The sequence below is a fragment of the Micromonospora sp. CNZ322 genome, from assembly GCF_007827755.1.
In genome coordinates, this window is the sequence record NZ_VITD01000016.1 from 38,079 (window position 1) to 64,269 (window position 26,191).

Consider the following 26,191-nt stretch of genomic DNA (forward strand, 5'->3'; position numbering starts at 1 on the left):
GGCCTGTTGGGCCGGCTCGCAGCCCGATAAGTTGTGCACAACTTAATTGTGGGCTACCTTTCAGTGGTGACCGATGACCTGGTGCTGCGACGGCAGGTGTGCTTCGCGCTCTACGCCGCGTCGCGCGCACTGACCGACGTCTACCGGCCGATCCTCGACGAGGTCGGTTTGACCTACCCGCAGTACCTGGCGCTGCTGGTGCTCTGGGAGCGTCCCGACGACGCCCCCACGGTGTCCGAGTTGGGCACCGAGCTGCGGCTGGACTCCGGCACGCTCTCCCCGCTGCTCAAACGGCTGGAGGGGGCGGGTCTGGTGGTGCGGCGGCGGTCGGCCCGTGACGAGCGGCGGGTCGAGGTGGGCCTCACCGAGCAGGGCCGGGCGCTGCGCGAGCGGGTCTGCGATGTCCCGCTGCGGATCGCGCAGGCCACCGGGCTTGGCTTCGACGAACTCGTCGCCCTGCGCGACACCCTCACCCGGGTCACCGACACCATCCACCGACAGAAGGAGCAGTGACCACCATGCAGGTTGTCTACACCGCGTCCGCGACCGCCACCGGCGACGGCCGGGACGGCCACGTCGAGACCTCCGACGGCACGTTCGCCCTCGACCTGGCCGTGCCGAAGGAGATGGGCGGCGCCGGTGGCGCGGCCAACCCTGAGCAGCTCTTCGCCGCCGGTTACGCGGCCTGCTTCCACAGCGCGCTGCGGCTGGTGGCCCGCCGGGCCAAGGCCGACGTGACAGGTTCCGTGGTCGGCGCCGAGGTGGGCATCGGCCCGAACGGCAGCGGCGGCTTCGGGCTCACCGTGCAGCTCGTCGTCGACCTGCCCGCCGCACCCCGCGAGGTCGCCGAGCAGATCGTCGAGCAGGCCCACCAGGTCTGCCCGTACTCCAACGCCACCCGTGGCAACGTCGACGTGACCCTGACCGTCCGCGAGACCCTGTCCGCGTGACCTCGCGGCCCCAGGCCCCCATCCGCGGACGAGAGGACGACCACCCCGTGACCAGCAACCGTGAGATCCACCTGGCCAGCCGCCCCCAGGGCTGGCCCACCGAAGACACCTTCCGGCTCGTCGAGACCGAGGTCCCGACGCCCGGACCGGGCCAGATCGTGGTCCACAACCAGTACATGTCCGTCGACCCGTACATGCGCGGACGGATGAACGACGTCAAGTCGTACGTGCCGCCGTTCGCGCTCGACGCGCCGCTCGACGGTGCCGCGATCGGTGAGGTGGTGGCCAGCGAGGCGGCGGACACCCCCGTCGGGACCACAGTCCTGCACGGGCTGGGCTGGCGGGAGTACGCGCTGCTCGACGCCGCCGCGGCCCGCCCCGTCGACCCGAGCATCGCCCCGGTCAGCGCGTACCTGAGCGTGCTCGGCATGACCGGGTTGACCGCGTACGCCGGTCTGCTGGAGGTGGCCGCGATGAAGCCCGGCGAGACGGTCTTCGTCTCCGCCGCGGCCGGCGCGGTGGGCAGCCTGGTCGGCCAGATCGCCAAGCTCAAGGGTGCCGGCCGGGTGATCGGCAGTGCCGGCTCGCCGGCCAAGGTCGAGCGGCTGCGGGCGCTGGGCTTCGACGCCGCCTTCGACTACCACGACGGGGTCCGCGAGTCGCTGCGGGCGGCCGCCCCGGACGGCGTCGACGTCTACTTCGACAACGTCGGGGGTGACCACCTGGAGGCCGCGATCTCGGCCATGAACCTGCACGGCCGGGCGGCCATCTGCGGCATGATCTCGCAGTACAACGCCACCGAGCCGCCGGCCGCCCCGCGCAACCTGGCGCTGGTCATCGGCAAGCGGCTCACCCTGCGCGGCTTCCTGGTCAACGACCACAACGACGTGCGGGCGGCGTTCGTGCGCGACGTCTCGGGCTGGCTGCGCGACGGCACGCTGTCCTACGACGAGACGATCGTGGACGGCATCGAGAACGCTCCGGAGGCGTTCATCGGCGTGCTGCGCGGCGACAACCTCGGCAAGATGCTCGTCCGCGTGTGACGCAGACCTCTCTCGCGGCGGTCGACCCGATCGGGTCGACCGCCGTGCCGCGTGCGGAGGATAGGCTCGCGGCATGACGGTGGCGGTACGGGTGATCCCCTGTCTGGACGTGGACGCCGGGCGGGTGGTCAAGGGGGTCAACTTCCTCGACCTGCGTGACGCCGGCGATCCGGTGGAACTGGCCGCCGCGTACGACCGGGCCGGCGCGGACGAGTTGACCTTCCTCGACGTCACCGCGTCCTCCAGCGACCGGGGCACCATGCTCGACGTGGTGCGCCGCACCGCCGAGTCGGTGTTCATCCCACTGACCGTTGGCGGTGGGGTCCGGCAGGTCGCCGACGTGGACACGCTGCTGCGCGCCGGTGCGGACAAGGTCGGCGTGAACACCGCGGCCATCGCCCGTCCGGAGCTGATCGCCGAGATCGCCGACCGGTTCGGCCGGCAGGTGCTCGTGCTCTCCCTCGACGTGCGGCGCTCGTCGAAGGGCGGCACGCCCAGCGGCTTCGAGGTCACCACCCACGGGGGTCGGCGTGGCACCGGCATCGACGCCGTGTGGTGGGCGCACCGGGGCGCCGAGTTGGGCGCGGGGGAGATCCTGCTCAACTCGATGGACGCCGACGGCACCAAGGCGGGCTTCGACCTGGAGCTGATCGCCGCGGTGCGCGCGGTGGTGGACGTGCCGGTGGTGGCCAGTGGAGGCGCCGGCGAGGTGGCCCACTTTCCGCCCGCGATCGGCGCCGGCGCGGACGCTGTGCTCGCCGCCAGCGTCTTCCACTTCGGCGAGCTGACCGTCGCCGAGGTCAAGGACGCGCTGCGCCTCGGCGGCCATCCGGTGCGCTGAGCAGCTCAGCGCTCGCCGGAGTGCCCCTCCGGTGACCGACGCGGGGTGGGAATCGAACGGACCGCGTACTCCTGGACGGCAGCCGCGTGGTCGGCCTCGTCCAGGATCCAGTCCGCGCTGCCGGGCGCGTGCCGGCGGGTCAACACTCCCTGCACGGTGTCCACCATGGTCGCCACACCCGCGCGTGGGCGGGTACGCCACAGCTGCTCACCCTCGGCGGTGATCCGGAACCAGCCGTCGGCGACGCTGACCAGCCCGGCGCCGACCAGCCGCTGGACCGCGGCCTCCACCTCGTGTCGCTGCGGAATCGCGTGGTTGAGGTGATCGGCGGTGGAGAGCACGTCGGTCAGGCGGACGCCCTCCGGCCGCCGGCTTGTCGCCGACCGACGGTGCCGTCCGGCACCGCTAGCGATGACGAGCGACACGAAGATCCAGGCGTCGTTCCAGCGCCAACCGTTCTCCCCCATGCAGAGATGATGACGGCGCGCGTCGCGGAAGGGAACACCCACCCGCCAACCGGTGTGCGGCACCACCGCCACGTACCGGTTCGCGGACGGTCGGTGAGGGTTCAGCCGGTCGGGGTGGCCGGCGCGGGGTTGCCCGGTGAGGGCGCGGCGCTGTCCGGCTCGGTGCCCTCCGGCACGGCGAACAGCGGGATGAAGAACTGGGCCAACGGACCGATGGCGAGCGCGTACGCGACGGTGCCCACGCCGACCGTGCCGCCGAGCAGCCAGCCCAGCGCCAGCACTGTGACCTCGATGACGGTGCGTACCAGCCGGATCGACCGGCCGGGCCTGCGGGCCACGTACCCGGTCATCAGACCGTCGCGGGGGCCGGGCCCCAACCGGGCGCCGAGGTAGAGAGCGGTGGCGGCGCCGTTGGCGACGATCCCGGTGACCAGCATCGCGATCTGGACGCTGAGCGGGCCAGCCGCGGGCAGCAGGGCCAGTGTGGCGTCCACGACCAGACCGATCACCACGACGTTGCTGACCGTGCCGAGGCCGGGCCGCTGCCGCAGCGGGATCCAGAGCAGCAGGACCAGCGCGCCGACGCCGATGGTGACAGTGCCGAAGGAGAGCCGGGTCAGCTCGGAGAGTCCCTGGTGGAACACGTCCCACGGGTCGAGGCCCAGATCGGAACGGATCATCAGGGCCATGCTGACGCCGTAGAGCGTGAGCCCGAGGTAGAGCTGGACCAACCGTCGAACCGGCCGGTGCCGCAGATTGCCAAGCAGTGCCATGCATGCCACCCTAGGTGCCAATCCTCGTCGAGGAAGAAGCCAATATCCGAGGAGTGGCTATGACCGGGCAGGTGCGCGGCGTCCAATTGGCCCGTCTGCTCGGGCAGTGGCATGCCCTGCCGGGCCGCCGCCGCAGCCCCGACTACGCCGCGCTGGCCGGCTCGGTGCGCGGGCTGCTCGCCGACGGCCGGCTGCCGCTGGGCGTCCGCCTCCCGGCCGAACGGGAGCTGGCCGAGGCGCTGCGGATCAGCCGGACCACTGTCACCGCCGCCTACCGGCAGCTACGCGAGACCGGGCACCTGGCCAGCCGTCGGGGCGCCGGCAGTTGGACGATGCTGCCCGGCAACCACCGGGTGGCCAGCACCGGCCTGTGGACCCCGCTGGACGACCGGGAGATGCTCGACCTCGGCGTCGCCGCGCTGGCCGCACCGCCGCAACTGCTGTCGGCCGCGCGGGCCGCCACCGAGGACCTGCCCCGCTACCTGAGCGGGGCCGGTTACCACCCGACCGGCATCATCGAGCTGCGCGCGGCGGTGGCCGACGCGTACACCGCGCGGGGTCTGCCCACCTCGGCCGACCAGATCATGGTCACCAGCGGCACCCAGCACGCACTGGATCTGGTGCTGCGGCTCGCCCTGGCCCCGGGCGGCACCGTGCTGGTCGAGTCCCCGACCTACCCCAACGCCCTCGCCGCGCTGGCCGGCCGGCGGGCCCGGATCAGCACCCACGGGCTGGCCGCCGACGCCGGCTGGGAGCCCGACCTGCTGCTGGGCAGTCTCCGACAGACCCGGCCCAAGCTGGCCTACCTGATTCCGGAGTTCCAGAACCCGACGGGGCACCTGATGCCCGCCTCGCTGCGCGAGCGCGTGGTGGCCGCCGCGCACGCGGTCGGCACCGATCTGATCATCGACGAGTCCTTCGTGGACCTGTCCATGGACGGCACCGAGGTGCCACCCCCGGTCGCCACCTACGACCGGCACAGCCGGGTGGTCAGCATCGGCGGGATGAGCAAGCCCTACTGGGGTGGCCTGCGGATCGGCTGGGTGCGCGCGTCCGCGCCGCAGGTGCAGCGGCTGGCCGCCGTGCGGGTCGGGGTCGACATGGCCAGCCCGGTGCTGGACCAACTGGTCGCGGTGCACCTGCTCGCCGACGCCGAGGCCATCGTCGCCGACCGCCGCGTCCAGTTGGCCGTCCAGCGCGACGCTCTGCTCGGCGCGCTGGCACACCAACTGCCGGAGTGGCGGGTCACCGTGCCACGAGGTGGCGTGACGCTCTGGGCCGAGTTGGACGGCCCGGTCTCGAGCGCTCTGGCCCGGGCTGCGGAGGAGGTCGGCGTACGGCTGGCCCCCGGGCCCCGGTTCGGCCTGGACGGCACCCTGGAGCGCTTCCTGCGGCTGCCCTTCACCCTGCCCGCGGCGGACCTCGTGGAGGCCGTCGGGCGGATCGCGGCGATCCGCTACGACCTGGATCGGGCCGGCCGCCAGCGGTGGCGGGAGCCCGCCGTCATCGCCTGAGCCAGCGCCGAACAAGCCATCGGCATCCGCGGGCACCGTTATACCGGGAATATTTCATTCGCCCTGTTTCGGCTGCCACACTCTCCTGGTGGGCCAGGGTGGTGGGACACGCGGAGTCCGCCGGAGTGCGCCGGGCTCGCGGGCGACCCCGCTGGAACTCTTCTACGACCTGGTCTTCGTCTTCGCCTTTCTGCACGTCACCACCGCCACCGCCGGCAATCCGACCGCCCGAGGCCTGGTCCGGTGTCTGGTGCTGCTGGCCCTGCTCTGGTGGTGCTGGTCGGGGTTCGCCGTGCTGGGCAACCTGATCCGTACCGACCAGGGCATCGTCCCGGCGGTCGGCTTCGTCACCATCGCCGCCGCCTTCGTGCTGGCGCTGAGTCTGCCGAAGGCGTTCGTCGACCGTCCCGGTGGATTGTTCGGTCCACTGGTCTTCGCGACCTGCTACTTCGTGGTCCGGGTGAGCGAAACGGTGATCTTCCTGTGGATCGGCCGCCGGAACCGTGACGTGCGTCGACGCTGGCAGCTGCTCGCCCTGCCGGTGTTCCTGGCCACGGGCCTCATCGTGGTCGCCGGGTTGCTGCCGCAGCGGTTCTTCGACGGAACAGCCGAGTCGGTGGCCCGCCTGCTGTGCTGGCTCGCGGCCATTGGCGTGGAGTACGGGGCCGGACTGGCGCTGCGGGGCACCGGGTGGACGGTGCTCTCCGCCGGGCACTGGGCGGAGCGGCACGGTCAGATCGTCCTGGTCGCCCTCGGCGAGGCGATCATCGCGCTCGGGTTCAGTCCCGGCGAAACCGCCGGTCTGCCGCTGACCTGGCCGGTGCTGTTCGCGGCGGTGCTCGGCATCGCGGTGGCCGCCGCGATGTGGTGGGCGTACTTCGACACCCTGGCGCTCGGCATGGAACAGACCCTGCACCGCACCCGCGACCCGGACGCGCGCGCCATCCTGGCCCGGAACGCCTACAGCTACCTGCACCTGCCGGTCATCGCCGGCGTCATCCTGTTCGCGCTCGGACTCAAGGGGCTGATCGAGGAAGGCGCCGATCCCACCACACCGAGCTGGGGCGTTCCGCTGCCGAGCTTCGACCTGCTGGCGCTCTACGGAGGGGTCGCGCTCTATCTGCTCGCGCTCATCGTGCTCGGCCGGCTGATGCTCGGCGCCCCCCGTTGGCCCACGATCGGCGGGATCCTGCTGCTGGTCGCGCTGGTGCCGGTTGCCGGGTCGCTGCCCGAGCTGATCGCGTTGGGCATGTTGGCCCTGGCGGCGGCGTTGGCGGTGGCGGCGCAGACCGTCGTCGACTCGCGGCGCCGGGCCGGGGTCCGGCAGACGGCGTTCGAGGAGCAGCTCGCCGCGGAAGAGGAGCAGACGAGGTGGCGGGGCCACCACCTGTGAGGGGTCCGTGCCGGCTTCCTCGCCGGCACGGACCCCTCGGTCGGCTCAGAGTTCGGCGAGGGTGCCGGCGTACATCTTGTCGATCTCGGCGGCGAAGTTGCTCTCCACCCCACGCCGCTTGATCTTCAACGACGGGGTGATCTCACCGTCCTCGATCGTCAGGTCGCGCGGCAGGATGGCCACCTTCTTGATCGTCTCCCAGCGGTTGAGCTTGGCGTTGAGCTGGGCGACGTACTCCTCGACCATCGTCTGGGCCTCAGCCGACGCGACGATCTCGGTGTAGCTGCGTCCTTCGAGCGGGCCGCCGGCGACCCAGCCGCGGATGGCGTCCGGGTCCAGGGTGACCAGCATCGTGCAGAAGTTGCGGGCCTGACCGACGACGACCGCCTGCGAGGTGTACGGGCAGATGGCCTTGAACATCCCCTCGATGTGCGACGGCGCGATGTACTTGCCGCCCGAGGTCTTGACCAGGTCCTTCTTGCGGTCGGTGATGCGGAGGTAGCCCTGCTCGTCCAGGGTGCCGATGTCACCGGTACGGAAGAAGCCGTCCTCGGTGAACGAGGCGGCGGTCTCCTCCGGCAGGTTGTGGTAGCCGCGCATCACCGGCCGACCCCGTACCAGGATCTCCCCGTCGGTGTCGATCTTGCACTCCAGGTCGCCCATCGCCCGGCCCACGGTGCCGATCCGCAGCCCGGCCGGCGGGTTGACGAAGTTGCCCGCGCTGGTCTCGGTCAGGCCGTAGCCCTCGGAGATCGGCAGGTTCGCGGCGGCGAAGAAGGTGGCTATCTCCGGGCTGAGCGGCGCGGCGCCGGACACCAGCACCCGCATCCGGCCGCCCAGGCGGGCCTGGAGCTTGCTGAACACCAGCTTCTCGGCCAGCCCGTAGCGCAGCTTCAGCCCGGCCGGCACCGGCTTGCCGGCCTGCTCCAGGGTGACCTTCTCCTTGCCGACGCCGACGGCCCAGCCGAAGATCTTCGCCTTCGCGCCGCCGGCGCCCTGCGCGGTGGTCACGGCCTTGTTGTAGACCTTCTCGAAAACCCGGGGAGCGCCGCACATCAGCGTCGGACGGATGACCGAGAGAAGGTCGACCAGCTTGTCCACCCGCCCGTCGACGTAGGTGGGCAGGCCGACGTGGATGGCGCCGCAGAGCAGGGTCTTGCCGAACGAGTGGGCCAGCGGCAGCCACAGGTACTGCAGGTCGTCGTCGCGCAGCAGCCCGACCTCCGCCTGCGCCACGGCCTCCCAGCACCAGCCGCCGTGCAGCAGCTCGACGCCCTTGGGCTGGCCGGTGGTGCCGGAGGTGTAGATCAGGGTGGCCAGGTGGTCCGGGCCGATGCCGGCCACCAGCATGTCGATCAGCTCCGGCTCGGCGGCCAGCGCCTGGGTGCCGCGCTCCTCCAGGTCGGCGAGTGTCAACTGCGCGATCGGGGCGTCCGGGTCGACGGCGCCGTCGAGGAGCACCACGTGGGTGAGCGCGGGCAGGGACGCCCCGGCGATCTTCGCCGCCTGGGCCGGGTTCTCCGCGAACAGCACCTTCGACCCGGAGTCGGCGATGATGTACGTCGCGTCGGCCGGCTCGGTGGTCGGGTAGACGGTGGTGGTCGCGCCGCCGGCGCACATGATGCCGAGGTCGGCGATCACCCATTCCAGCCGGGTGTTGGCGAGGATCGCGACCGGGTCCTCCTGGCCGACGCCCAGGCCGTGCAGGCCGGCGGCGACCGCCTTGGCGCGCTGGCCGACCTGCGCCCAGGTCAGCCAGACGGGCCCCGAATCGTCGGAGTTCGGGGACGCGAACGCGAACCGGTCGGGGGTGGCCGCCACGCGCTTGAGGAACATGTCCGGGATGGAGCGGTACGGTACATCGAGAGCCATCGCTGTAGCCGCCTTCGGGGGTGGTGGCGTGACGGTCGTCACGTCATGATGGTTACCGAAGAGTATTGCCTGTTGCCGTGCATCGGCTAGCCCTGGTGATCGTCCGGCCGGCCCATCCCACCAACCGGTACGGCCGATCAGGCGTACCGGGCAGCCACCACTGACCAGTCGTAGGTGGCCCGGACCCAGTTGCGCCGCGCGGCCAGGGCGTCGCGGAGCCCGTCGTCGCCGGCGGCGCGCAGCGCCTCCTCCGCGTCCAGGTACGTCGCCAACCCCTGGTTGAACCGGTGTGCCGCACTCCGGAGCGCTGTCGCCTCGTCCGCGTCGCTGTCCTGGGCGAGCACCGTGACCAGGTTGTGCGCGTCCGGGTCGGCCTGGCTCTCCTTGCCGTAGGAGAAGAGGTCGTTGCACCAGCAGACCAGGTCCACCGCCAGCAGGTCCAGGGCGACCAGCCCCGGGTTGGCGCGCTGGATCGGCCCGGAGGGCCGCGTCGACGCCAGGTCGGTCAGGGTGAGGCAGGGGTGCACGCCGCCGATGTGCCGGCGTAGCTGCACGTACTCCGCCACCTCGGGCACACGCCGACGTTCCCGGTTGCCCGCCTCCCAGAGCAGCGCCAACAGGTACTCGCGCATCTGGCTGACGAACCGCAGCAGCAGTCCGGCGTGGTCGTGCAGTCGGGTTCGGCGGCAGAGATCGTGCAGAGCGTCGCCCAGCGGCCCGACGGCGGGCGGTACGACGTACGGATCACCGCACCGGTCCAGCACGTCGAGCAGGGTGCTGATCGCCGGGCCCAGTCGGGCCGGGTCGGCACCGAGGCCGTCCTCGTCGCAGGCGTCGTCCATCACGAAGAGCCAGCTGATCAGGTCAGTGAGCAGCCGCAGGCCCTCCACCGAGCCCTCCGGGCAGGCGCGGCCGGCCAGTCCGGCGGCGTCAGCCCGTTCCAGGCGGTGTACGCGTTGGCTGGAATCGACCAGACCGAACGCGCGCGCCCAATCGATGCTCTCACTCGCCACCTGGTCCGTGGCGCCGTGGCGCCCCGTGGGAAACGGGGGTTCCCGCAGCGCCGAAATCGCGAAGTCCCGCACAGTGTGCCCCCACTCCGTGCCGCCCGGCGCGGAGCGGCGCGGTGAAGCGTACGGGAGGAGGTATCAGCGTGTATCGTTGGGTGTGGGAAATTCCACAGTCGTCCTGTGACCGTTTAAGTACAGGCGGTCACATGCCCAGGTTGGCGGCGCGCAGCCGCCGAGCCGCCTCCGCCGAGCCGTTCAGTTGGACCCGGGCCACCCGTTGCCGGCCCGAGAAGAACAGCACCAGCTCGGCCGGGGCGCCGACCAGGCGCAGTGGTTCACCACCGCGACCGAGGGAGACCTCACCGTGGCCGGGCGCCTGCACGTAGAGGTTGGCCGGAAAGCGCCGCAGTGCCAGCCGGGCCATCGGGGCCGCGCGTTTCCAGAGCGCGCTCTGCAGGCCGGTGGGCAGATCGCGCGGCTGCCACCCGGAGCCGGCCCGCCGGACGTCCTCGTGATGGATGAAGAACTCCATGGTGTTGGCCAACTCGTCGGTCAGCGGGTTGCTGACCGGGCTCCACAGCGGCGGTCGGCGCACCTGTGCCACCAGCTGGGGGTAGGGCCGTGCGGCGAGTCGCCGACGGACCCGCTCGGAATAGCCGCGCAGCGGCGGCAGCACGATCCCACCCGCCGCGTCCGGACGGCGCTCCCGCAGCACCAGATGCGCGGCGAGGTCACGGGTCGCCCAGCCCTCGTTGATGGTCGGGGCGTCCGGCCCGAGGGCCAGTAGAAGATCGGCCAGCGCCTCGCGCTCGGCTCGGGCGTACCGCGGCATGGCCCGATCGTAGGCCCGGTGGCCCGTCGGCGCGCGACAGCGGACGCCGGTCGGCGCCTGCGGCACGCCGCCGTCCGGTACGTGATGGTCGACATATCCAGTCAGGGTCGGCGGCACTGGCCCCGACCGGTAAGGATGAGGGAGATAATTGCGGCTTACGGCGGGGGAGAGCGTGGCGAGCAAGACAAGTCGGGACGTTCTCAGTCGAGGGCTGGGGGTCCTGCGGCAGGCGATCCGTGAGCAGCCGCGGATCTTCGCGGTGGCGGTCGTCGGCAGCGTGCTCTTCGGCGGGATGATCATTGTCAGCGCCCGGGTCGTCGGGTCGGTCATCGGTGAGGTGGCGCTTCCGGCCATCGAACGCGGCGAGGTGGGCGCCGGCACCCTGGCGCTGGCCGCGGCCGCGTTGTTCGGGATCAGCGTGCTGCGGGTGGCGGGCATCTTCGGCCGCCGGCTCGGCGCCGGCTACATGCAGTACCGCCTCCAGGCCTCCTACCGCCGCCGGGTGACCCGTCGGTACCTGGAGCTGCCGCTGTCCTGGCACCACCGCAACTCCACCGGCACCCTGCTGTCCAACGCCAACTCCGACGTGGAGGCGGCCTGGTACCCGATCGCGCCGCTGCCGTTCGCCGTCGGCACGTTGGTGATGCTGGTCGGCGCGATCGTGTCGCTCTTCGCCACCGACTGGGCGCTCGCCCTGGTCGGGCTCGCGGTCTTCCCCGCGCTGTTCGCGCTCAACGTCGTCTACTCCCGCCGGATGGCCCCCCGGCAGGCCCGGGCGCAGCGCCTGCGCGCCGAGGTCAGCGGCATCGCCCACGAGAGCTTCGACGGCGCCCTGGTGGTCAAGACGATGGGCCGCGAGGCCCAAGAGACCGCCCGGTTCGCGGGCCGCGCCGGTGAGCTGCGCGACTCGCTGATCGCTGTCGGCCGGCTGCGCGGCATCTTCGACCCGCTGCTGGAGACGCTGCCCAGCCTCGGCACCCTGGCCGTACTGGTGGTCGGGGCGTTCCGGCTGCGCCAGGGCGCGATCAGCGTGACCGAGCTGGTCAGCGTGGCCTTCCTCTTCACAGTGCTGGCCTTCCCGGTGCGGGCCATCGGTTGGGTGCTGGCCGAGCTGCCGCGCAGCGTCGCCGGCTGGGACCGGGTGCGCCGGGTGCTCGACGCCACCGGCGAGATGCCGTACGGGCAGCGGGTGCTCGACCCGGCCGGCGCCGGCCCGGCCACCCTCACCTTCACCGACGTGCACTACTCCTACCCGCCGGCCGAAGCGCACCCGCCCGGCGCACAGGTCCTCGGCGAGGTCGGCTTCACGGTGCCGTCCGGTCGGACGGTGGCCCTGGTGGGGCCGACCGGCGCCGGCAAGTCCACCATCGCCTCGCTGGCGGTGCGCCTCGTCGACCCGGACTCCGGCACGGTGAGCCTGGACGGCGTGGACGTGCGCGAGCTGACCTCCGCGTCGTTGGCCGGCACGGTGGCCCTGGTCGCCCAGGTGCCCTTCATCTTCGACGACACGGTCCGCGCCAACATCGCCCTCGACCGGCCCGGTGTCGACGACGAGGTGGTCTGGGCGGCGCTGCGGCTGGCCGAGGCGGACGGGTTCGTCGCCGCGCTGCCCGATGGTCTGGACACCATGGTCGGCGAGCGGGGCACCTCGCTCTCCGGCGGTCAGCGGCAGCGGCTCACCCTGGCGCGCGCGCTGGCCGGTCGACCGCGCCTGCTGGTGCTCGACGACGCGACAAGCGCGGTCGATCCTCGAGTGGAGGCGGCCATCCTGGCGGGGCTGCGGTCGTCGACCGGGCAGGCGGGAGTTCCGGCCGCGTCGATCCTGGTGGTGGCGTACCGCCGGGCCACCATCGCGCTCGCCGACGAGGTCATCTACGTGGAGCAGGGACGGGTGGTCGCCCGGGGCACCCACACCGAGTTGTTGGCCACCGTGCCCGGTTACGTCGACCTGGTCACCGCCTACGAGCAGGCCGAGGTGGAGCGGGCACAAGAAAGTTCCTACGGCGACGACGTGGCACCGCTGCCGTCGGGCCTGGAGATCGAGGTGGATCGGTGAGCGCGAGGAGTGCAGCGCAGCGGAGCCCCGCAGTCGCGAACGAGAGGCGGGCCCGGTGAGCGCGACTACGGAAACGAGTGACACGCCGGAGGCCCGGCAGGAGACGACCTGGCAGACCCTGCGTCGGGGCCTGGCGCTCTCGCCGGAGCTACGGATCGGTCTGGCCGGCACGTTGGCCCTGGCGCTGGTCTACATGGTCGGTCGGGTTGCCGTGCCGGTCGCCGTGCAGCAGGGCATCGACCGGGGCCTCGTCGGTGGTCTGAATCTGGACGTGGTCTGGACGGTGGTGGCGATCACCGCCGCGATCCTGACGATCACCACGATCTGCGGCTACCTGATGATGCGCCGGCTGTTCACTGTCAGCGAGACGGCGCTGGCCAACGTCCGGACGCGCGCGTTCCGTCACGTGCACGACCTGTCGATGTTGCACCAGCAGTCGGAGCGGCGCGGTTCGCTGGTCTCGCGGGTCACCAGCGACGTGGACCAGATCACCCAGTTCCTCCAGTGGGGCGGGGTGATCCTGCTGGTCAACCTCGGTCAGCTGGTGGTCACCACCGCCGTCATGCTGGCGTACTCCTGGCAGTTGACAGTGGTCGTGTTGGCCGCGTTCCTGCCGGCGGTGTTCGTCATCCGGCAGCTGCAACGTCGCCTCGGCAGCGCGTACGCGACGGTGCGCCAACGCACCGGGACGTTGCTGGGCGCGATCGGCGAGAGCGTGGTGGGCGCGCCGGTGATCCGGGCGTACGGGATCGCCGGGCGCACCGAGCGGCGGCTCGACGAGGCGATCGACAGGCAGCGGCTGGCGCAGCAGCGGGCGATCCGGATCAGCATCGTGGGCAGCTCGGTCGGGGAGTTGGCGGCGGGGGTGGCGCTGGCCGGCGTGGTGGTGCTCGGCGTGCTGTTGGGGGTGGACGGCACGCTGTCGATCGGCCAGCTGACCGCGTTCCTCTTCCTGGTGACGCTGTTCATCCAGCCGGTGCAGATCGCCACCGAGGTGCTCAACGAGGCGCAGAACGCGATCGCGGGTTGGCGTCGGGTGCTGGACGTGCTGGACGTAGCCCCGGACGTGGCCGACCCGGGGGAGCAGGGGCGGGAGCTGCCGGGCGGGCCGCTGGACATTCGGTTCTCCGGTGTGCGGTTCGCCTATCCGGGTGGTCCGCCGGTGCTGCACGACATCGACCTGGAGATCCCGGCCAAGAGCCGGGTGGCGGTGGTTGGTGAGACCGGCAGCGGCAAGACCACGTTCGCCAAGTTGCTGACCCGGCTGATGGACCCGTCGACCGGGGCGGTGCTGCTGTCCGGGGTGCCGCTGACCGACGTCCGGTTCGGCTCGCTGCGCTCCCGCGTGGTGATGGTGCCGCAGGACGGGTTCCTCTTCGACGCGACAGTGGGGGACAACGTCCGGTTCGCCCGGCCGGAGTTGACCGACGAGCAGTTGAGCGCCGCCTTCACCGAGCTGGGCCTGTCGGACTGGCTGGAGGGTCTGCCGGCGGGCCTGGACACTCCGGTCGGGGAGCGCGGCGAGGCGCTCAGCGTCGGGGAGCGGCAGCTCGTCGCGTTGGCCCGCGCGTACGTCGCCGACCCGGACCTGCTGGTGCTCGACGAGGCGACCAGCGCGGTGGACCCGGCGACGGAGGTGCGGTTGCAACGCACGCTGGACGCGGTCACCCGGGGCCGGACCACCCTCGCCATCGCGCACCGGCTCTCCACGGCGCAGGCCGCCGACGAGGTGATCGTGGTGGACCGGGGTCGGGTGGTGCAGCGTGGCCCGCACGACGAGCTGGTTCGCGACGCCGACTCGGTGTACGGCCTGCTCTACGCCTCCTGGCTGGAGCAGACCCGGTGAGGTGCGGCGGTGTGGTGGACGCCGACGGGCGGGTGCTCTAGGCTCCGGGTTAGGTAAGCCTAACCTCTTAAGGAGGTCGCGCCCATGCGGCCCAACTCCGCCGAGATCGTCCGTACCCTCGTCGCCGGCCGCCTGCCCGGCCTCGTGCACCTGGCCCACCGGCCGGGCCCGCACCACGCCCGGCACGTCACCGACTCGGACGGGCGGGTGCTGCTGCTGGTGCCGGTGGCCAGCCACCTGGCCGCCGCCCTGCAACCGGCCGCCGGGGGCACCGACGTCGCGGTGGTGCTCGACGTGCTCGACCTGCCGCCCGCCGCCGGCGCGCCCGGCCTGGGTCGCGCCTGGGTGTCCGGCTGGGCGGCCGAGCTGCGCGGCGACGAGGCCCGCGACGCGGCGGTCGAGTTCGCCGCGGTGGAGCCGACCGGCGACCTGCTCGACCTGGGCACCCGGTTCCGGCTGTTCCGCTTCGAGGTGGTCGAGGTCCGCTGGGAGCGGGCCGGCGTCATGCACCGGATCGACCCGGTGGAGTACGCCGAGGCCGAGCCGGACCCGGTGCACCCGGTCGAGGCCCGCCTGCTCGCCGACCTCGCCGAGTGCGACGGCACCCAGGTGACGGAGTACCTGCGCCGGCAGCTCGGGTTGACCGAGCACACCCCGGAGGGGCCGCCCCGGGTGGTGCGCATCGACCGCTACGGGCTGGTGGTGGCCCTCGGCCAACCCGGTGCCCGGCGTCGGGTCCGGCTGGCCTTTCCGGGCCCGGTGGCCGACCCGGCCGAGCTGCCCCGGCTGCTGCCGCCGCTGCGACTCACAGCCGACGCCCGACCCCCGCGCTGACCGCCCCCCGCTGGTCGGGCTGCCGCCTTCGCTGTCGGGTCAGCTCGGCAGTGGGCCGGTGAGGTAACGCTGGATCGTGGGGCCGATCGCGGCCACCAGGGTTTCCGGATCCGCCGAGGCGACCGGCTCAAGGCGCACCACGTGCCGCATCATGGCCAGGCCGATCATCTGGGTGGCCACCAGGGAGCCCCGCAGCGGCAGCTCGACCGGGTCGACGTCGAGGTTTTCCAGCACCCGGCGCAGCACCTGGGTGGTGACGAACTCACGCAGCAGTCGAGCGGTCCACTCGTTGCTCACCGCGGAGCGCAGCAGTGCCTGCGCCGCGCTGCCGGTCGGGGAGTCCCAGACGCCGAGGAAGATGCGCACCATCCGCTCACCGACGCCGTCCCGGTCGCCGGCGAGCACCTTCGGCACCAACTGACCGGGATCGACCGGAAAGTTCATCGCGGCCAGGAAGAGCTGGTCCTTGCTGCCGAAGTAGTGGTGCACGAGCGCCGGGTCGACCTGCGCCGTAGCGGCGATGCCGCGGATCGAGGCGGCGTCGTAGCCACGTTCGGCGAACGCCGTCCGCGCCGCGTCGAGAATCGCCTCCCGGGTGCCCGGGTTGCCGGGTCGCCGGCCGGTCCGCCGCGTCATCGCCGCCCTTCGTTCGTCCGCCTCGGCCCGTCGTGGGCCCGGCCGCGCCGGGGTCGGCTGCCGCGCTGGCCGCCGCCCCCGGCGCTGGCGGTCAGCCGCTGCGTCGGCGCAGGGTGGCCGCCGCGAGCACCAGCGCCAGCACCACAGCGCCGAACACCACAGCGACGTCGCGCCACATCCGGCCGGTCGGTTCGGCGTGGGCGCCGACCTCCTGCAACGCCTCGATGGCGTACGACAGGGGGAAGGCGTCACTGAGCGCCTGGAGCCAGCCGGCCATCTGGTCGCGGGCCACGAACAGCCCGCAGAGCAGCAGTTGGGGGATCACCACGACTGGCAGGAACTGTACTGCCTGGAACTCGGTGCGCGCGAAGGCACTGCACAGCAGCCCGAGGGCGACGCCGAGCACCGCGTCGAGCACGGCGATCCCGATCACCAGCCCGATGCCGCCAGCGGTCTCCAGATCGAAGATCCAGTACGCCACCGCGGCGGCGACGGCTGCCTGCACGGCGGCGGCCAGCCCGAACGCGATGCCGTACCCGAAGAGCAGATCGAGCTTGCCCAGCGGTGTGGTGAGCAGCCGCTCCAGCGTGCCCGAGGTGCGTTCGCGCAGCATGGCGATGCTGGTCACCAGAAACATGATCACAAAGGGGAAGATGCCGAGCATCACCAGCGCGACCCGGTCGAAGGTCGTCGGCTGGCCGGGCGGGGTCGGTTGGTCGGCGTACATGAAGTAGACCAGGGTGAGCAGGACGGCCGGCACCACCACGAGCAGCGCGATGGTCCGCCGGTCGTGCCGGAGCTGACGCAGGATGCGGCCGGTGGTGGCGGCGAGAATTCGCGTGTTCATGCTGTCTCCCGTGCGGCTGTCGCGTCGGTGCTGGTGGAGGCGGCCTCGCCGGCCCGGATGAGCCGCAGGAACGCCTCGTCGAGGTCGTCCACACCGGCGGCGGCGCGGATCGCGGCGGGGCTGTCGTCGGCGATCAACCGCCCCTGGCGGATCAGCAGCAGTTGGTCGCAGCGCGCCGCCTCGTCCATCACGTGGCTGGACACCAGCAGGGTGGTGCCGGCGGCGGCCATCGTGTGGAACCGGGCCCACAGGTCGGCCCGCAGCACCGGGTCCTGACCGACGGTCGGCTCGTCGAGGATGACCAGCTCCGGCTCCCCGACCAGGGCACACGCCAGCGAGGCTCGGCTGCGTTGACCGCCGGAGAGGGTGCCGACCAGTTGACCGGCGGCCTCGGCCAGCCCGACATCGCTGATCGCCCGGTCGGCCTCGACGCGCCCGCGCCCGTACAGGGCCGCGAAGTAGCGGGCGTTCTCCCGGACGGTCAGGTCGGCGTAGACGCTCGGGGCCTGGGTCAGGTAGCCCACCCGGTGCCGCAGCGCGGGGGTGCCCGCCGGTTGGCCGAGCACGGTGACCGTCCCGCCACTGACCAGCTGCACCCCGACCACTGCCCGCATGAACGTGGTCTTGCCACTGCCGCTGGGGCCGAGCAGCCCGGTGACCGCGCCGCGCGGGACCCGGCAGCTGATGCCGTCCAGCACCCGCCGCCCGCCCCGGTCCACGACAAGGTCTCGGACGGCTATCGCATCGTCCATCGCGCACCTCCACAGAAACTCATCACCTGTTGAACTCAACGCTAGATGAAATACTGCGCCGGGCGCAACGCCCGCACCGGTGTTCGCGGGGCCGACCGTCGCACGGAGCGCGAGAACGGGCAGTAGGCTCCGGACCGGACACGAAGTCCGCCAACGGGCATTGCGCGCCGATCGGACGTACGGCACGATGGCGCGGTGGGTCACGCTCCGTTACCGGATAGCGGTTTTCTCGAGGACTGGGCCGCGCGGTTGCGGCAGGCCGCCGAGCGGCCGGTCGTCGGCATCCTGTTGCGCGGCAGCCACGCCCGCCGCGCCGCCACCGCACACAGCGACGTCGACCTCGACGTCTTGGTCGGCGGCGCCCCCTACGCGGCCCGCCGGGCCTACCTGGACGAGTCCGCAGGCCAGGTCACTCATGTCTCGGTGGCCGCCCGGGACATCCGGTCCTGGGTGCACCGACTGGGCGAACCGGCCGACTGGGCGTTCGGGCTGCCGGTAACCGCGCCGGCCCGGCTGCTCTGGGCCGACCCACACTGGCGGCCCCGGATCGACCTGCCGGTGCTCTGCCAGCCCGCCGAGCCACCCCGACTCGAAGAGATGATCGCCACGCTGGGTAAGGCCGCCTCCGCCCGCGCGGCCGGCGACCGCCTCGGGGTCCGGCTCGCCGTCGCCGACCTGGCGCGGCTCTGCCCCTCGGTGCTGCGACCGGCCAACCCGTCCGTGCGGGTCCACTCCCGTCGGGCGGCCTTCGCGGCGGCCCTGGAACTGCCGGTGGCACCACCCGGCTACCGGACGGACATGCTGCTCTGCCTCGGGCTGCGCCCGGGCGCCACCGGGCAGCTCTGGGCCGCCGCCGTACGGCTGGTCGCCGGCACGCTGCCGTTGATCCGACCGTACGCCGAGGAGATCGCCGACACGGCCGGCCCGGACCTGGCCGCCGCCCTGGTCGACGGCCGGCTGGACCGCTACGTCGCCCAACTGGCCCGGCCGGCCGGGCCCTCGCCGCAGCCCTGCCGGGAGCGGTCGGCGGTGCCCGCGCCGCGTGCGGGAGAATTGGTGACTGTGCCCGTACCTGACCCGCCGGTGACCGGCGTCCCCAGCGATCCGAACGAGCTGGCCGCGCCCGCGCCGGCGCGCCCGTCCCGGCTCGACCCGGCCATCGCGGCCCAGCTGCGCCGCACCGCCGACGGTCTGGTCGCCGCCGTGGTGCGCGCGCACGACTCCGGTGAGGTGCTGATGGTCGCCTGGATGGACGACGAGGCGTTGCACCGCACCCTCACCACCGGCCGGGCCACCTACTGGTCGCGCAGCCGCCGCGAATACTGGGTCAAGGGCGCCACCTCCGGGCACCACCAGTACGTGCGGTCGGTCGCCCTGGACTGCGACGGGGACGCGCTGCTGGTGAGCGTGGACCAGGTCGGCGCGGCCTGCCACACCGGGCACCGGACCTGCTTCTTCACCGAGCTGCCCGTCACCGGGACGGAGGCACCGTGAGTGCGCGGAGTGCAGCGCGGCGAGGCACCGCAGTCGCGACCGAAAGGCGGGTCGGCCGATGACCGACGGCACCCTCAGCCCCGACCTGGCCACCTTCACGGCGCTGGCCGCCGACTGGCGGGTCGTGCCGGTCACCCGGCGGCTGCTGGCCGACGCGGAGACCCCGGTCGGGGTCTACCGGAAGCTGGCCGGTGGACCGGGCACGTTCCTGTTGGAATCGGCCGAGCAGGGCGTCGGCTCGGCCGGCATGGCCTGGTCGCGGTACTCGTTCATCGGCGTACGCAGCAGCGCGACCCTGATCGAGCGCGACGGCGTGGCGACCTGGCTCGGCCAGCCGCCGGCCGGGCTGAGCACCGAGGGTGACCCGGTGCGGATGCTGCGGGAGACGGTGGCGGCGCTGGCCGGGCCGGTCGGGGACCCGTCCGACGGTCTGCCGCCGCTGACCGGGGGCATGGTCGGCTACCTCGGCTACGACCTGATCCGGCGCTTCGAGCGGTTGCCCGAGCTGACCGAGGACGACCTGGGCGTCCCGGAGCTGGGCATGATGCTCGCCACCGACCTGGTGGTGCTCGATCACTACGACGGCTCCGCGATCCTGGTCGCCAACGCGGTACTGCCGCCGTTGGACGCCCCGGACCGCGCCCCGCAGGTCGCCGCCGCCTACCACCACGCTGTGGGCCGGTTGGACGCGATGACCACGGCGCTGTCCCGACCCATCCCGCCGATGATCTCCACGGTCGAGCGTCCGCCGGCCGGCGAGGTGCTCTGCCGTACGCCCGACGGCGGCTACCCGAAGGCGGTGGAGGCGGCCAAGGAGGCGATCAGGGCCGGTGAGTGCTTCCAGATCGTGCTCTCCCAGCGCTTCGAGCGGACGACCCACGCCGACCCGCTGGACGTCTACCGGGTGCTGCGCACCAGCAATCCCAGCCCGTACATGTACCTGCTGCGCTTCGACGGGTTCGACATCGTCGGCTCTTCTCCGGAGGCGCACTTGAAGGTCACCGGGGCCGCGGACGGGCGGCGCCGGGCGTTGTTGCACCCGATCGCCGGCACCCGGCCGCGGGGCGGCACCCCCGCCGCCGACGCCGCGCTCGCCGCCGAGCTGCTCGCCGACCCGAAGGAACGAGCCGAGCACGTGATGCTGGTCGACCTCGGCCGCAACGACCTGGGTCGGGTCTGTCAGCCCGGCAGCGTGGAGGTGCCCGAGTTCGCCACCATCGAGCGGTACAGCCACGTCATGCACATCGTCTCCACCGTCACCGGCACGCTGCGTGACGACCAGAGCGCCTTCGACGCGCTCGCCGCGACCTTCCCGGCCGGCACGCTCTCCGGGGCGCCAAAGGTGCGCGCCATGGAGATCATCGAGGAGTTGGAGCCGGTCCGCCGTGGCCTCTACGGCGGCACCGTCGGCTACTTCGGCTTCGGCGGCGACCTGGACATGGCGATCGCCATCCGGACCGCGCTCATCCGCGACGGTCGCGCCTACGTCCAGGCCGGGGCGGGGGTGGTGGCCGACTCGGATCCGGCCGCCGAGGACCAGGAGACGCGGAACAAGGCAGCGGCCGTGCTGGCCGCGATCGCGGCCGCCGAAACCCTCCGGCCGGCACGGTGAGCGCGAGGAGTGCAGCGAAGCGGAGCCCCGCAGTCGCGAACGAAGGGCCAGTTCGGTGAGCGCGAGGAGTGCAGCGAAGCGGAGCCCCGCAGTCGCGAACGAAGGGATGAACTCGTGAGCGGCGGGGAGCGGTCTGCCGTGGGCCGGCGCGCGTTGACGTACGCCGTGCTGCTCTGCCTGGCCGGCGCGGCCCTGGCGCTGTGGGCCGCGACGCGCAGCTGGTCGGTCGAGCTGACGGTACGTCCGGCGCCGCTGCCGCCGGTGCGTGACACCCGCAGCGGTGCGAGCCTGCTGCCCTGGCTGCCGGCGTTGGCCCTGGTGACCCTGGCCGGGGGTGGCGCGGTGCTGGCCACCCGGGGCCGCCTGCGTCGGGTGCTCGGGGCGCTGCTCGGCGTGCTCGGTCTGGCCGTGGCGGCCGGCGGCGGGTATGGGCTGGTAGCCGACATGGGTGGCGACGTGAGCCGGCAGTGGCCGGCGCTCTGCCTGGTCGGCGGCCTGCTGGCCGCCGGGGGCGGCTGGTGGACGGCGGCGCGTGGCGGTGACTGGCCGGCGATGGGCGCACGCTACGAACGTCCGGCGCGGACCACGCCGCAGGCCGCGCCGGCGCAGAGCGAGCCGGCCGGGCCGCCGACGCCGTTGGCGGGGCGGCGGACCACCGAGGCGTGGGACGCGCTGGACCGGGGCGAGGACCCGACGGCCGACTGACGCGGTGACCGACTGACGCGGTGACCGACTGACGCGGTGGTCGCGAGGGTGGGCTGACGCGGTGACCGGCTGACGCGTGGCCGCGACGGGCGGCTGACGCGGCGGCCAGCGGGCGGTCAGCCGACCGGCTGGCGCTCCCACTGGGCGCGGCTACTGGCGGCGCGGGCGGCGGTCAGCTCGGCGACCAGGCGGTTCAGCTCGGCGCGTTGGTCGGCGCGGGCCCGATCGGCGCAGACCGCCTCCCAGGCGTTGCCCCGTGCCGTCCGCATCCGTCCCTCGCCCACCACTGCCCGTTCCACGGTGTGCACCACGCCGACGGCGAGCGATGCCACCGTCCGCGAGATGGTGGTCAGTCCGATGGTCTGGTTCGGCTCGGAAATGCTCATGGTCACCTCGCACGAGGAGTTGCTGCGGTCGGGGCAGGCGCGCCATCGAGTCTGCCCGAGGACGATGCTCGCCCGTCGACGTTTCGCCGCGGTGACCGCCCGGTCAACTGTCTCGCCTCGGCCGTGACCAGGCACCGTCCGTTCGGCCTTGAGCTTGCTCACAGCATCGATTGGCATCGCTGCCGTCAGGCGGCGAGCGGAAACTGGTGGCATGATCGATGGATCGGCCCGGTCTGACTGCGGCCGCCAGGCTCCATACCGCGTGACGGTGGTCGATACCGGAGGTGGCGCTGCGTGACATCCCCTTCACGGCAGGTCGGCCATTATGCCGCAGCCCTTTTCGTGAGCAGCGCCATACCCCCGGCATTCGGCGTCGGTCGGCTGCCCCTAGCATCGGCCCATGACGCCCGGAGAGGGGAGTCCGTTCGTGACTGCTGAGCATGCGCACGCGGAGGGGGACGAGGCCGGCCAGGCAGCGTCCGTAAGCGTGCTCGACGAGATTCTGGCCGGCGTGCGTGAAGACGTCGCCCGACGCCAGGAGCAGGTTCCGCTGGAGCGGATCCGTGAACTGGCAGCGGCGGCGCCGCCGCCCATGGACGCGTACGCGGCGCTGCGCAAGCCTGGCGTGGCGGTGATCGCCGAGGTGAAGCGCTCGTCGCCGTCCAAGGGCCGGCTGGCCGAGATCGCCGATCCGGCCGACCTCGCGGTCGACTACGCGGCCGGTGGGGCGCGGGCGATCAGCGTGCTGACCGAGGGGCGCTGGTTCGGCGGTTCGCTGGACGACCTGGCGGCCGTCCGTGCGGCGGTCACCGTGCCGGTGCTGCGTAAGGACTTCGTGGTCTCCAGCTATCAGATCCACGAGGCCCGCGCGCACGGCGCCGACCTGGTTCTGCTGATCGTCGCCGCACTCGAGCAGAACGTCCTGATGGGCCTGCTGGAGCGGATCGAGTCGCTGGGCATGACCGCCCTGGTCGAGGTGCACGACGAGGAAGAGGCCGACCGTGCGCTGGAGGCCGGTGCGCAGGTGATCGGGGTCAACGCCCGTGACCTGCGTACCCTGGAGGTCGACCGGTCGGTGTTCGAGCGGATCGCGCCGGGCCTGCCCAGCAGCGTGGTCAAGATCGCCGAATCCGGCGTTCGTGGCCCGCACGACCTGATCCGGTACGCCTCCGCGGGTGCCGACGCGGTCCTCGTGGGCGAGGGCCTGGTCACCCAGAAGAGCCCCCGCGAGGCGGTCGCCGAGTTGGTCAACGCCGGCAACCACCCGGCAACGCCCCGGCCGGTGCGCTGACCCCGCGCCGGTCTGACGTCCCACCGAGAGGATTCCCGATGAGCGCCGACGCGCTGGCCCCGGTGGCCGGCCCGCAGCCCGACTCCGCCGGCCACTTCGGCCGCTTCGGCGGTCGGTTCGTTCCCGAGGCCCTGGTGGCCGCGCTGGACGAGCTCGACGGGGCGTGGCGTACGGCGATGACGGACGAGTCCTTCCGGGCGGAGTTCGGTGCGCTGTTGCGCGACTACGCCGGCACGCCTTCGCTGCTCTACGAGGCCCGGCGGTTCTCCGCGAAGGTCGGCGCGCGGGTGCTGCTCAAGCGCGAGGACCTGAACCACACGGGTGCGCACAAGGTGCGCAACGTGCTGGGCCAGGCGCTGCTCACCAAGCGGATGGGCAAGACCCGGGTGATCGCGGAGACCGGCGCCGGCCAGCACGGTGTCGCCACCGCGACCGCCGCCGCCCTGTTCGACCTGGAGTGTGTGGTCTACATGGGCCAGGTCGACACCGAGCGGCAGGCGCTCAACGTTGCCCGGATGCGGATGCTCGGCGCGACCGTCATCCCGGTCACCAACGGCTCGCGCACCCTCAAGGACGCGATGAACGAGGCGATGCGCGACTGGGTGGCCAACGTCGACGAGACGCACTACCTGATCGGCACCGCCGCGGGCCCGCACCCGTTCCCGGCGATGGTGCGCGACTTCGTCCGGGGCATCGGTGACGAGGCCCGTCAGCAGTGCCTGGACCTCACCGGTGGGTTGCCGGACGCCGTCACCGCCTGTGTCGGCGGCGGCTCCAACGCGCTGGGCATCTTCCACGCGTTCGTGGGCGACGAGGCCGTGCGGCTGTACGGCTTCGAAGCCGGTGGCGACGGGGTCGCCACCGGCCGGCACGCGGCGAGCATCACCGGCGGGTCGGCCGGGGTGCTGCACGGCACCCGCACCTTCGTGCTCCAGGATGCTGACGGGCAGACCCTGGAGTCGCACTCGATCTCCGCCGGCCTGGACTACCCGGGCGTCGGGCCCGAGCACGCGTGGCTGCACGACACCGGCCGGGCGAACTACCTGCCGGTCACCGACGACGAGGCGATGGCCGCGTTCGAGCTGCTCTGCCGTACCGAGGGCATCATCCCGGCGATTGAGAGCGCACACGCGCTCGCCGGCACCGTCGCGCTGGCTCCGAAGCTCGCCGCGGAGCTGGGCCGGGAGCCCACCATCGTGGTCAACCTCTCCGGGCGGGGCGACAAGGACGTGCACACCGCCGGCGACTACTTCGGCATCCTCGACAAGGAGCGGTGAGATGAGCCGGATCGGGGTGGCCTTCGACAAGGCCCGCGCTGACGGACGGGCACTGCTGGTCGGCTGCATGCCGGCCGGTTTCCCCACCGTCGAGGGCAGCATCGCCGCGATGACCGCCATGGTCGAGGCCGGCGTCGACGTGATCGAGGTGGAGATCCCCTACTCCGACCCGGTGATGGACGGGCCGGTGATCCAGCGGGCCAGCGACATCGCGCTGGCCGGGGGCGTACGCACCGCGGACACGATGCGCATCATCGAGGCGGTGGCGGCCACCGGCGCTCCGGTGGTCACCATGACCTACTGGAACCCCGTCGAGCGGTACGGCGTGGACGTCTTCGCCCGTGACCTGGCCTCCGCCGGCGGCACCGGCCTGATCACCCCGGACCTCATCCCCGACGAGGCCGACGAGTGGCTGGCCGCCTCGGACGCGCACGGGCTGGACCGCACGTTCCTGGTCTCGCCGTCGTCCACCGACGCCCGACTGGCGATGACGGTGCAGCACTGCCGCGGCTTCGTCTACGCGACCGCCGTGATGGGGGTGACCGGTGCCCGGGCGCGTACCTCCGACGCCGCCCCGACGCTGGTCTCCCGGGCCCGCGCGGTCACCGACCTGCCGATCGGTGTCGGCCTGGGTGTGGGTACCGGCGCGCAGGCCGGCACCGTCGCCGGTTACGCCGATGGGGTGATCGTGGGCAGCGCGCTGGTCCGGTGTGTGCTCGACGCGCCCACCGAGGCCGACGGGCTGGCCGCCCTGCGCACGCTCAGCGCCGAACTCGCCGAGGGCGTCCGTAACCCCACGCGCTGAGTCCCGGCGCTCGCTGAGCCAGGCCCCGCCGAGCCCGGCCCGGCTCAACTCTCGGCCCGGCTCAACCCTCAACCCTCGGCGCTCGTGCCGGCGCGTCGGCCGGCCGGTCGGAGCGCTGGGGCATGTCTGTCTGCTGAGCGGTATACCTGTGAGTCATAAATATGACTCACAGGTATACCGCTCAATCGGATGTGGCCTGGCGGACGAGGCTGTTCGCGACCTCGCGGATGACCTCGGGACGGTTGCGGCTTGTCAGGGGTGCAGGGACCGGTCCGGGGCCTCGCCGCGTTGCTCCGGTGGTTGCCCCGCTCCCGGATGCCCGTTGTGGCTGGTGGCAGGTCGCTGCGTGTCCTGGCCGATCCCGGATAGCTGCGTGTCCCGGCTGGTCCCCGGGCGCCGCACGTCCTGGTCGGCTGACGGCTGGCCGTCCTCGGCTGGGCGCGCTGCCGGCAGCGGCGCGGGGGCGACGGTGCCGGGCACGCAGCTGACGTCGCGGAGCACGCCGGAGCGGCCGGCGGTCGCGTCGGTGACGGCGGCCCGGGTGAGCGGGGTGACCACCTCGGGCAGCGCGTCGGGGGAGTGCCAGGACAATCGGCAGCCCGGGGGTGGGCCGGTGGCGGGTCGGACCCCGGCCGCGCGGGCCCGGAACACGTGCACGAGGACGTCCGGAAGCGGGCCGGCGCGTCCCGCCGCGGCCTCCCCCGAAGGGCCGCTCACCTGGTAGATGCCGACCAGGTCGGTCAGCTCGATGTCCCAGCCGGTCTCCGCGCGAATGTCCCGTAGCGCCGCCCGCACCGGGCTCTCGGCCGGGCGCAGCCGCCCGCCGGGCAACGCGTAGCGGCGGGCACCCCGACCCTGCTGGCAGAGCAGCACCCGACCGGTGTCGTCGGTGACGACCGCGGCGACCGCCCAGGTGAGCGCGCTCATGGACAAAGAGCCTGCGGCGGCGCAAACC

The 26,191-nt window shown here is 72.6% G+C and carries 25 protein-coding genes and 1 pseudogene; 16 read left to right on the top strand and 10 right to left on the bottom strand.

Annotated features, from left to right (window positions below; genetic code table 11):
* Positions 1–66: 66 nt before the first annotated feature.
* The 4 genes from FB453_RS28465 to hisF all read left to right on the top strand — a co-directional run bounded on the left by FB453_RS28465 (position 67) and on the right by hisF (position 2,834).
* The gene (locus FB453_RS28465) at positions 67–513 is read left to right on the top strand and encodes a MarR family winged helix-turn-helix transcriptional regulator (RefSeq protein WP_112582826.1); all 447 of its coding nucleotides are present in this window, start codon (positions 67–69) and stop codon (positions 511–513) included.
* A 5-nt stretch (positions 514–518) separates the two neighbouring features.
* The gene (locus FB453_RS28470; protein WP_112668570.1) at positions 519–950 is read left to right on the top strand and encodes an organic hydroperoxide resistance protein; all 432 of its coding nucleotides are present in this window, start codon (positions 519–521) and stop codon (positions 948–950) included.
* Between the two features lie 47 nt (positions 951–997).
* Positions 998–1,993: an MDR family NADP-dependent oxidoreductase gene (locus FB453_RS28475; protein WP_145795190.1), complete on the top strand. Its 996-nt coding sequence runs from the start codon at positions 998–1,000 to the stop codon at positions 1,991–1,993.
* A gap of 73 nt (positions 1,994–2,066) precedes the next feature.
* Positions 2,067–2,834, top strand: a complete 768-nt coding sequence (gene hisF, locus FB453_RS28480; RefSeq protein ID WP_145795192.1) for an imidazole glycerol phosphate synthase subunit HisF — start codon at positions 2,067–2,069, stop codon at positions 2,832–2,834.
* Positions 2,835–2,839: 5 nt separating this feature from the next.
* Here the strand turns inward: hisF and FB453_RS28485 are convergent, their stop codons facing one another.
* Together FB453_RS28485 and yczE are read right to left on the bottom strand one after the other, a co-directional pair.
* Complete coding sequence (locus FB453_RS28485; protein ID WP_091407765.1) at positions 2,840–3,301, bottom strand: hypothetical protein; 462 nt, start codon at positions 3,299–3,301, stop codon at positions 2,840–2,842.
* A 101-nt stretch (positions 3,302–3,402) separates the two neighbouring features.
* Positions 3,403–4,074: a membrane protein YczE gene (gene yczE / locus FB453_RS28490; protein ID WP_486480506.1), complete on the bottom strand. Its 672-nt coding sequence runs from the start codon at positions 4,072–4,074 to the stop codon at positions 3,403–3,405.
* Positions 4,075–4,133: 59 nt separating this feature from the next.
* Between yczE and yczR the strand changes: the two genes are divergently transcribed.
* Entirely contained in the window at positions 4,134–5,588 is a 1,455-nt protein-coding gene (gene yczR, locus FB453_RS28495; RefSeq protein WP_145795194.1) for a MocR-like transcription factor YczR, read from the top strand.
* An 88-nt stretch (positions 5,589–5,676) separates the two neighbouring features.
* Positions 5,677–6,981, top strand: coding sequence for a low temperature requirement protein A (locus FB453_RS28500; RefSeq protein ID WP_486480507.1), 1,305 nt, complete (start codon positions 5,677–5,679; stop codon positions 6,979–6,981).
* A 45-nt stretch (positions 6,982–7,026) separates the two neighbouring features.
* Here the strand turns inward: FB453_RS28500 and FB453_RS28505 are convergent, their stop codons facing one another.
* From FB453_RS28505 to FB453_RS28515, 3 genes are all read right to left on the bottom strand, one after another.
* The gene (locus tag FB453_RS28505) at positions 7,027–8,853 is read right to left on the bottom strand and encodes an AMP-dependent synthetase/ligase (RefSeq protein WP_145795199.1); all 1,827 of its coding nucleotides are present in this window, start codon (positions 8,851–8,853) and stop codon (positions 7,027–7,029) included.
* Positions 8,854–8,990: 137 nt separating this feature from the next.
* Positions 8,991–9,866: a terpene synthase family protein gene (locus FB453_RS28510; protein WP_486480508.1), complete on the bottom strand. Its 876-nt coding sequence runs from the start codon at positions 9,864–9,866 to the stop codon at positions 8,991–8,993.
* A gap of 199 nt (positions 9,867–10,065) precedes the next feature.
* On the bottom strand, positions 10,066–10,695 hold the full coding sequence (locus FB453_RS28515; RefSeq protein ID WP_145795204.1) for a TIGR03085 family metal-binding protein: 630 nt from the start codon (positions 10,693–10,695) through the stop codon (positions 10,066–10,068).
* Between the two features lie 172 nt (positions 10,696–10,867).
* On the opposite strand from FB453_RS28515, the gene FB453_RS28520 reads away from it, so the two are divergent.
* The 3 genes from FB453_RS28520 (at position 10,868) to FB453_RS28530 (ending at position 15,431) form a co-directional block, all read left to right on the top strand.
* Complete coding sequence (locus FB453_RS28520; RefSeq protein ID WP_145795206.1) at positions 10,868–12,751, top strand: ABC transporter ATP-binding protein; 1,884 nt, start codon at positions 10,868–10,870, stop codon at positions 12,749–12,751.
* Positions 12,752–12,806: 55 nt separating this feature from the next.
* Positions 12,807–14,597 (top strand): ABC transporter ATP-binding protein, encoded by a 1,791-nt coding sequence (locus FB453_RS28525; RefSeq protein ID WP_145795208.1) that lies wholly within the window; start codon positions 12,807–12,809, stop codon positions 14,595–14,597.
* Positions 14,598–14,681: 84 nt separating this feature from the next.
* Complete coding sequence (locus FB453_RS28530) at positions 14,682–15,431, top strand: DUF2470 domain-containing protein (protein ID WP_145795211.1); 750 nt, start codon at positions 14,682–14,684, stop codon at positions 15,429–15,431.
* 39 nt (positions 15,432–15,470) lie between these two features.
* Here FB453_RS28530 and FB453_RS28535 read toward each other — a convergent pair whose 3' ends face one another.
* The 3 genes from FB453_RS28535 to FB453_RS28545 all read right to left on the bottom strand — a co-directional run bounded on the left by FB453_RS28535 (position 15,471) and on the right by FB453_RS28545 (position 17,666).
* Positions 15,471–16,067 (bottom strand): TetR/AcrR family transcriptional regulator, encoded by a 597-nt coding sequence (locus tag FB453_RS28535; protein WP_112582721.1) that lies wholly within the window; start codon positions 16,065–16,067, stop codon positions 15,471–15,473.
* Positions 16,068–16,158: 91 nt separating this feature from the next.
* Positions 16,159–16,914, bottom strand: coding sequence for an ABC transporter permease (locus FB453_RS28540; protein ID WP_145795213.1), 756 nt, complete (start codon positions 16,912–16,914; stop codon positions 16,159–16,161).
* The gene (locus FB453_RS28545) at positions 16,911–17,666 is read right to left on the bottom strand and encodes an ABC transporter ATP-binding protein (RefSeq protein WP_145795215.1); all 756 of its coding nucleotides are present in this window, start codon (positions 17,664–17,666) and stop codon (positions 16,911–16,913) included. The genes FB453_RS28540 and FB453_RS28545 overlap by 4 nt, the downstream gene beginning before the upstream one ends.
* 597 nt (positions 17,667–18,263) lie before the next feature.
* On the opposite strand from FB453_RS28545, the pseudogene FB453_RS35155 reads away from it, so the two are divergent.
* From FB453_RS35155 to FB453_RS28560, 4 genes and pseudogenes are all read left to right on the top strand, one after another.
* Positions 18,264–18,542: pseudogene (locus tag FB453_RS35155) on the top strand (phosphoribosyl-AMP cyclohydrolase); the annotation flags it as partial.
* A 186-nt stretch (positions 18,543–18,728) separates the two neighbouring features.
* A complete protein-coding gene (gene hisI, locus FB453_RS35160; RefSeq protein WP_112725225.1) occupies positions 18,729–19,160 on the top strand; it encodes a phosphoribosyl-AMP cyclohydrolase in 432 nt (143 codons plus the stop codon).
* A 58-nt stretch (positions 19,161–19,218) separates the two neighbouring features.
* Complete coding sequence (locus tag FB453_RS28555) at positions 19,219–20,772, top strand: anthranilate synthase component I (protein ID WP_112622371.1); 1,554 nt, start codon at positions 19,219–19,221, stop codon at positions 20,770–20,772.
* Positions 20,773–20,886: 114 nt separating this feature from the next.
* Positions 20,887–21,477, top strand: coding sequence for a Trp biosynthesis-associated membrane protein (locus tag FB453_RS28560; protein ID WP_145795218.1), 591 nt, complete (start codon positions 20,887–20,889; stop codon positions 21,475–21,477).
* A gap of 116 nt (positions 21,478–21,593) precedes the next feature.
* Here FB453_RS28560 and FB453_RS28565 read toward each other — a convergent pair whose 3' ends face one another.
* Positions 21,594–21,863 carry a hypothetical protein gene (locus tag FB453_RS28565; RefSeq protein WP_112582822.1) on the bottom strand — a complete coding sequence of 90 codons (270 nt, stop codon included), beginning with the start codon at positions 21,861–21,863 and terminating at the stop codon, positions 21,594–21,596.
* Positions 21,864–22,350: 487 nt separating this feature from the next.
* On the opposite strand from FB453_RS28565, the gene trpC reads away from it, so the two are divergent.
* The 3 genes from trpC to trpA are packed head-to-tail and all read left to right on the top strand — an operon-like array spanning position 22,351 to position 25,236.
* A complete protein-coding gene (gene trpC / locus FB453_RS28570; protein ID WP_030334428.1) occupies positions 22,351–23,154 on the top strand; it encodes an indole-3-glycerol phosphate synthase TrpC in 804 nt (267 codons plus the stop codon).
* Positions 23,155–23,192: 38 nt separating this feature from the next.
* Positions 23,193–24,431, top strand: coding sequence for a tryptophan synthase subunit beta (gene trpB / locus FB453_RS28575; RefSeq protein ID WP_112700314.1), 1,239 nt, complete (start codon positions 23,193–23,195; stop codon positions 24,429–24,431).
* 1 nt (position 24,432) lies between these two features.
* Positions 24,433–25,236, top strand: a complete 804-nt coding sequence (gene trpA, locus FB453_RS28580) for a tryptophan synthase subunit alpha (RefSeq protein ID WP_091407799.1) — start codon at positions 24,433–24,435, stop codon at positions 25,234–25,236.
* Between the two features lie 252 nt (positions 25,237–25,488).
* Here the strand turns inward: trpA and FB453_RS28585 are convergent, their stop codons facing one another.
* Positions 25,489–26,163, bottom strand: a complete 675-nt coding sequence (locus FB453_RS28585; RefSeq protein ID WP_145795219.1) for an NUDIX hydrolase — start codon at positions 26,161–26,163, stop codon at positions 25,489–25,491.
* Positions 26,164–26,191: the final 28 nt, after the last annotated feature.

Coding starts and splice junctions, on each gene's coding strand:
- FB453_RS28470 (WP_112668570.1), top strand. CDS start 519: ATGCAGGTTGTCTACACCGCGTCCGCGACCGCCACCGGCGACGGCCGG.
- hisF (WP_145795192.1), top strand. CDS start 2,067: ATGACGGTGGCGGTACGGGTGATCCCCTGTCTGGACGTGGACGCCGGG.
- FB453_RS28485 (WP_091407765.1), bottom strand. CDS start 3,301: ATGGGGGAGAACGGTTGGCGCTGGAACGACGCCTGGATCTTCGTGTCG.
- yczE (WP_486480506.1), bottom strand. CDS start 4,074: ATGGCACTGCTTGGCAATCTGCGGCACCGGCCGGTTCGACGGTTGGTC.
- yczR (WP_145795194.1), top strand. CDS start 4,134: ATGACCGGGCAGGTGCGCGGCGTCCAATTGGCCCGTCTGCTCGGGCAG.
- FB453_RS28505 (WP_145795199.1), bottom strand. CDS start 8,853: ATGGCTCTCGATGTACCGTACCGCTCCATCCCGGACATGTTCCTCAAG.
- FB453_RS28515 (WP_145795204.1), bottom strand. CDS start 10,695: ATGCCGCGGTACGCCCGAGCCGAGCGCGAGGCGCTGGCCGATCTTCTA.
- FB453_RS28530 (WP_145795211.1), top strand. CDS start 14,682: ATGCGGCCCAACTCCGCCGAGATCGTCCGTACCCTCGTCGCCGGCCGC.
- FB453_RS28535 (WP_112582721.1), bottom strand. CDS start 16,067: ATGACGCGGCGGACCGGCCGGCGACCCGGCAACCCGGGCACCCGGGAG.
- FB453_RS28540 (WP_145795213.1), bottom strand. CDS start 16,914: ATGAACACGCGAATTCTCGCCGCCACCACCGGCCGCATCCTGCGTCAG.
- FB453_RS28545 (WP_145795215.1), bottom strand. CDS start 17,666: ATGGACGATGCGATAGCCGTCCGAGACCTTGTCGTGGACCGGGGCGGG.
- FB453_RS28555 (WP_112622371.1), top strand. CDS start 19,219: ATGACCGACGGCACCCTCAGCCCCGACCTGGCCACCTTCACGGCGCTG.
- FB453_RS28565 (WP_112582822.1), bottom strand. CDS start 21,863: ATGAGCATTTCCGAGCCGAACCAGACCATCGGACTGACCACCATCTCG.
- trpB (WP_112700314.1), top strand. CDS start 23,193: ATGAGCGCCGACGCGCTGGCCCCGGTGGCCGGCCCGCAGCCCGACTCC.
- trpA (WP_091407799.1), top strand. CDS start 24,433: ATGAGCCGGATCGGGGTGGCCTTCGACAAGGCCCGCGCTGACGGACGG.
- FB453_RS28585 (WP_145795219.1), bottom strand. CDS start 26,163: ATGAGCGCGCTCACCTGGGCGGTCGCCGCGGTCGTCACCGACGACACC.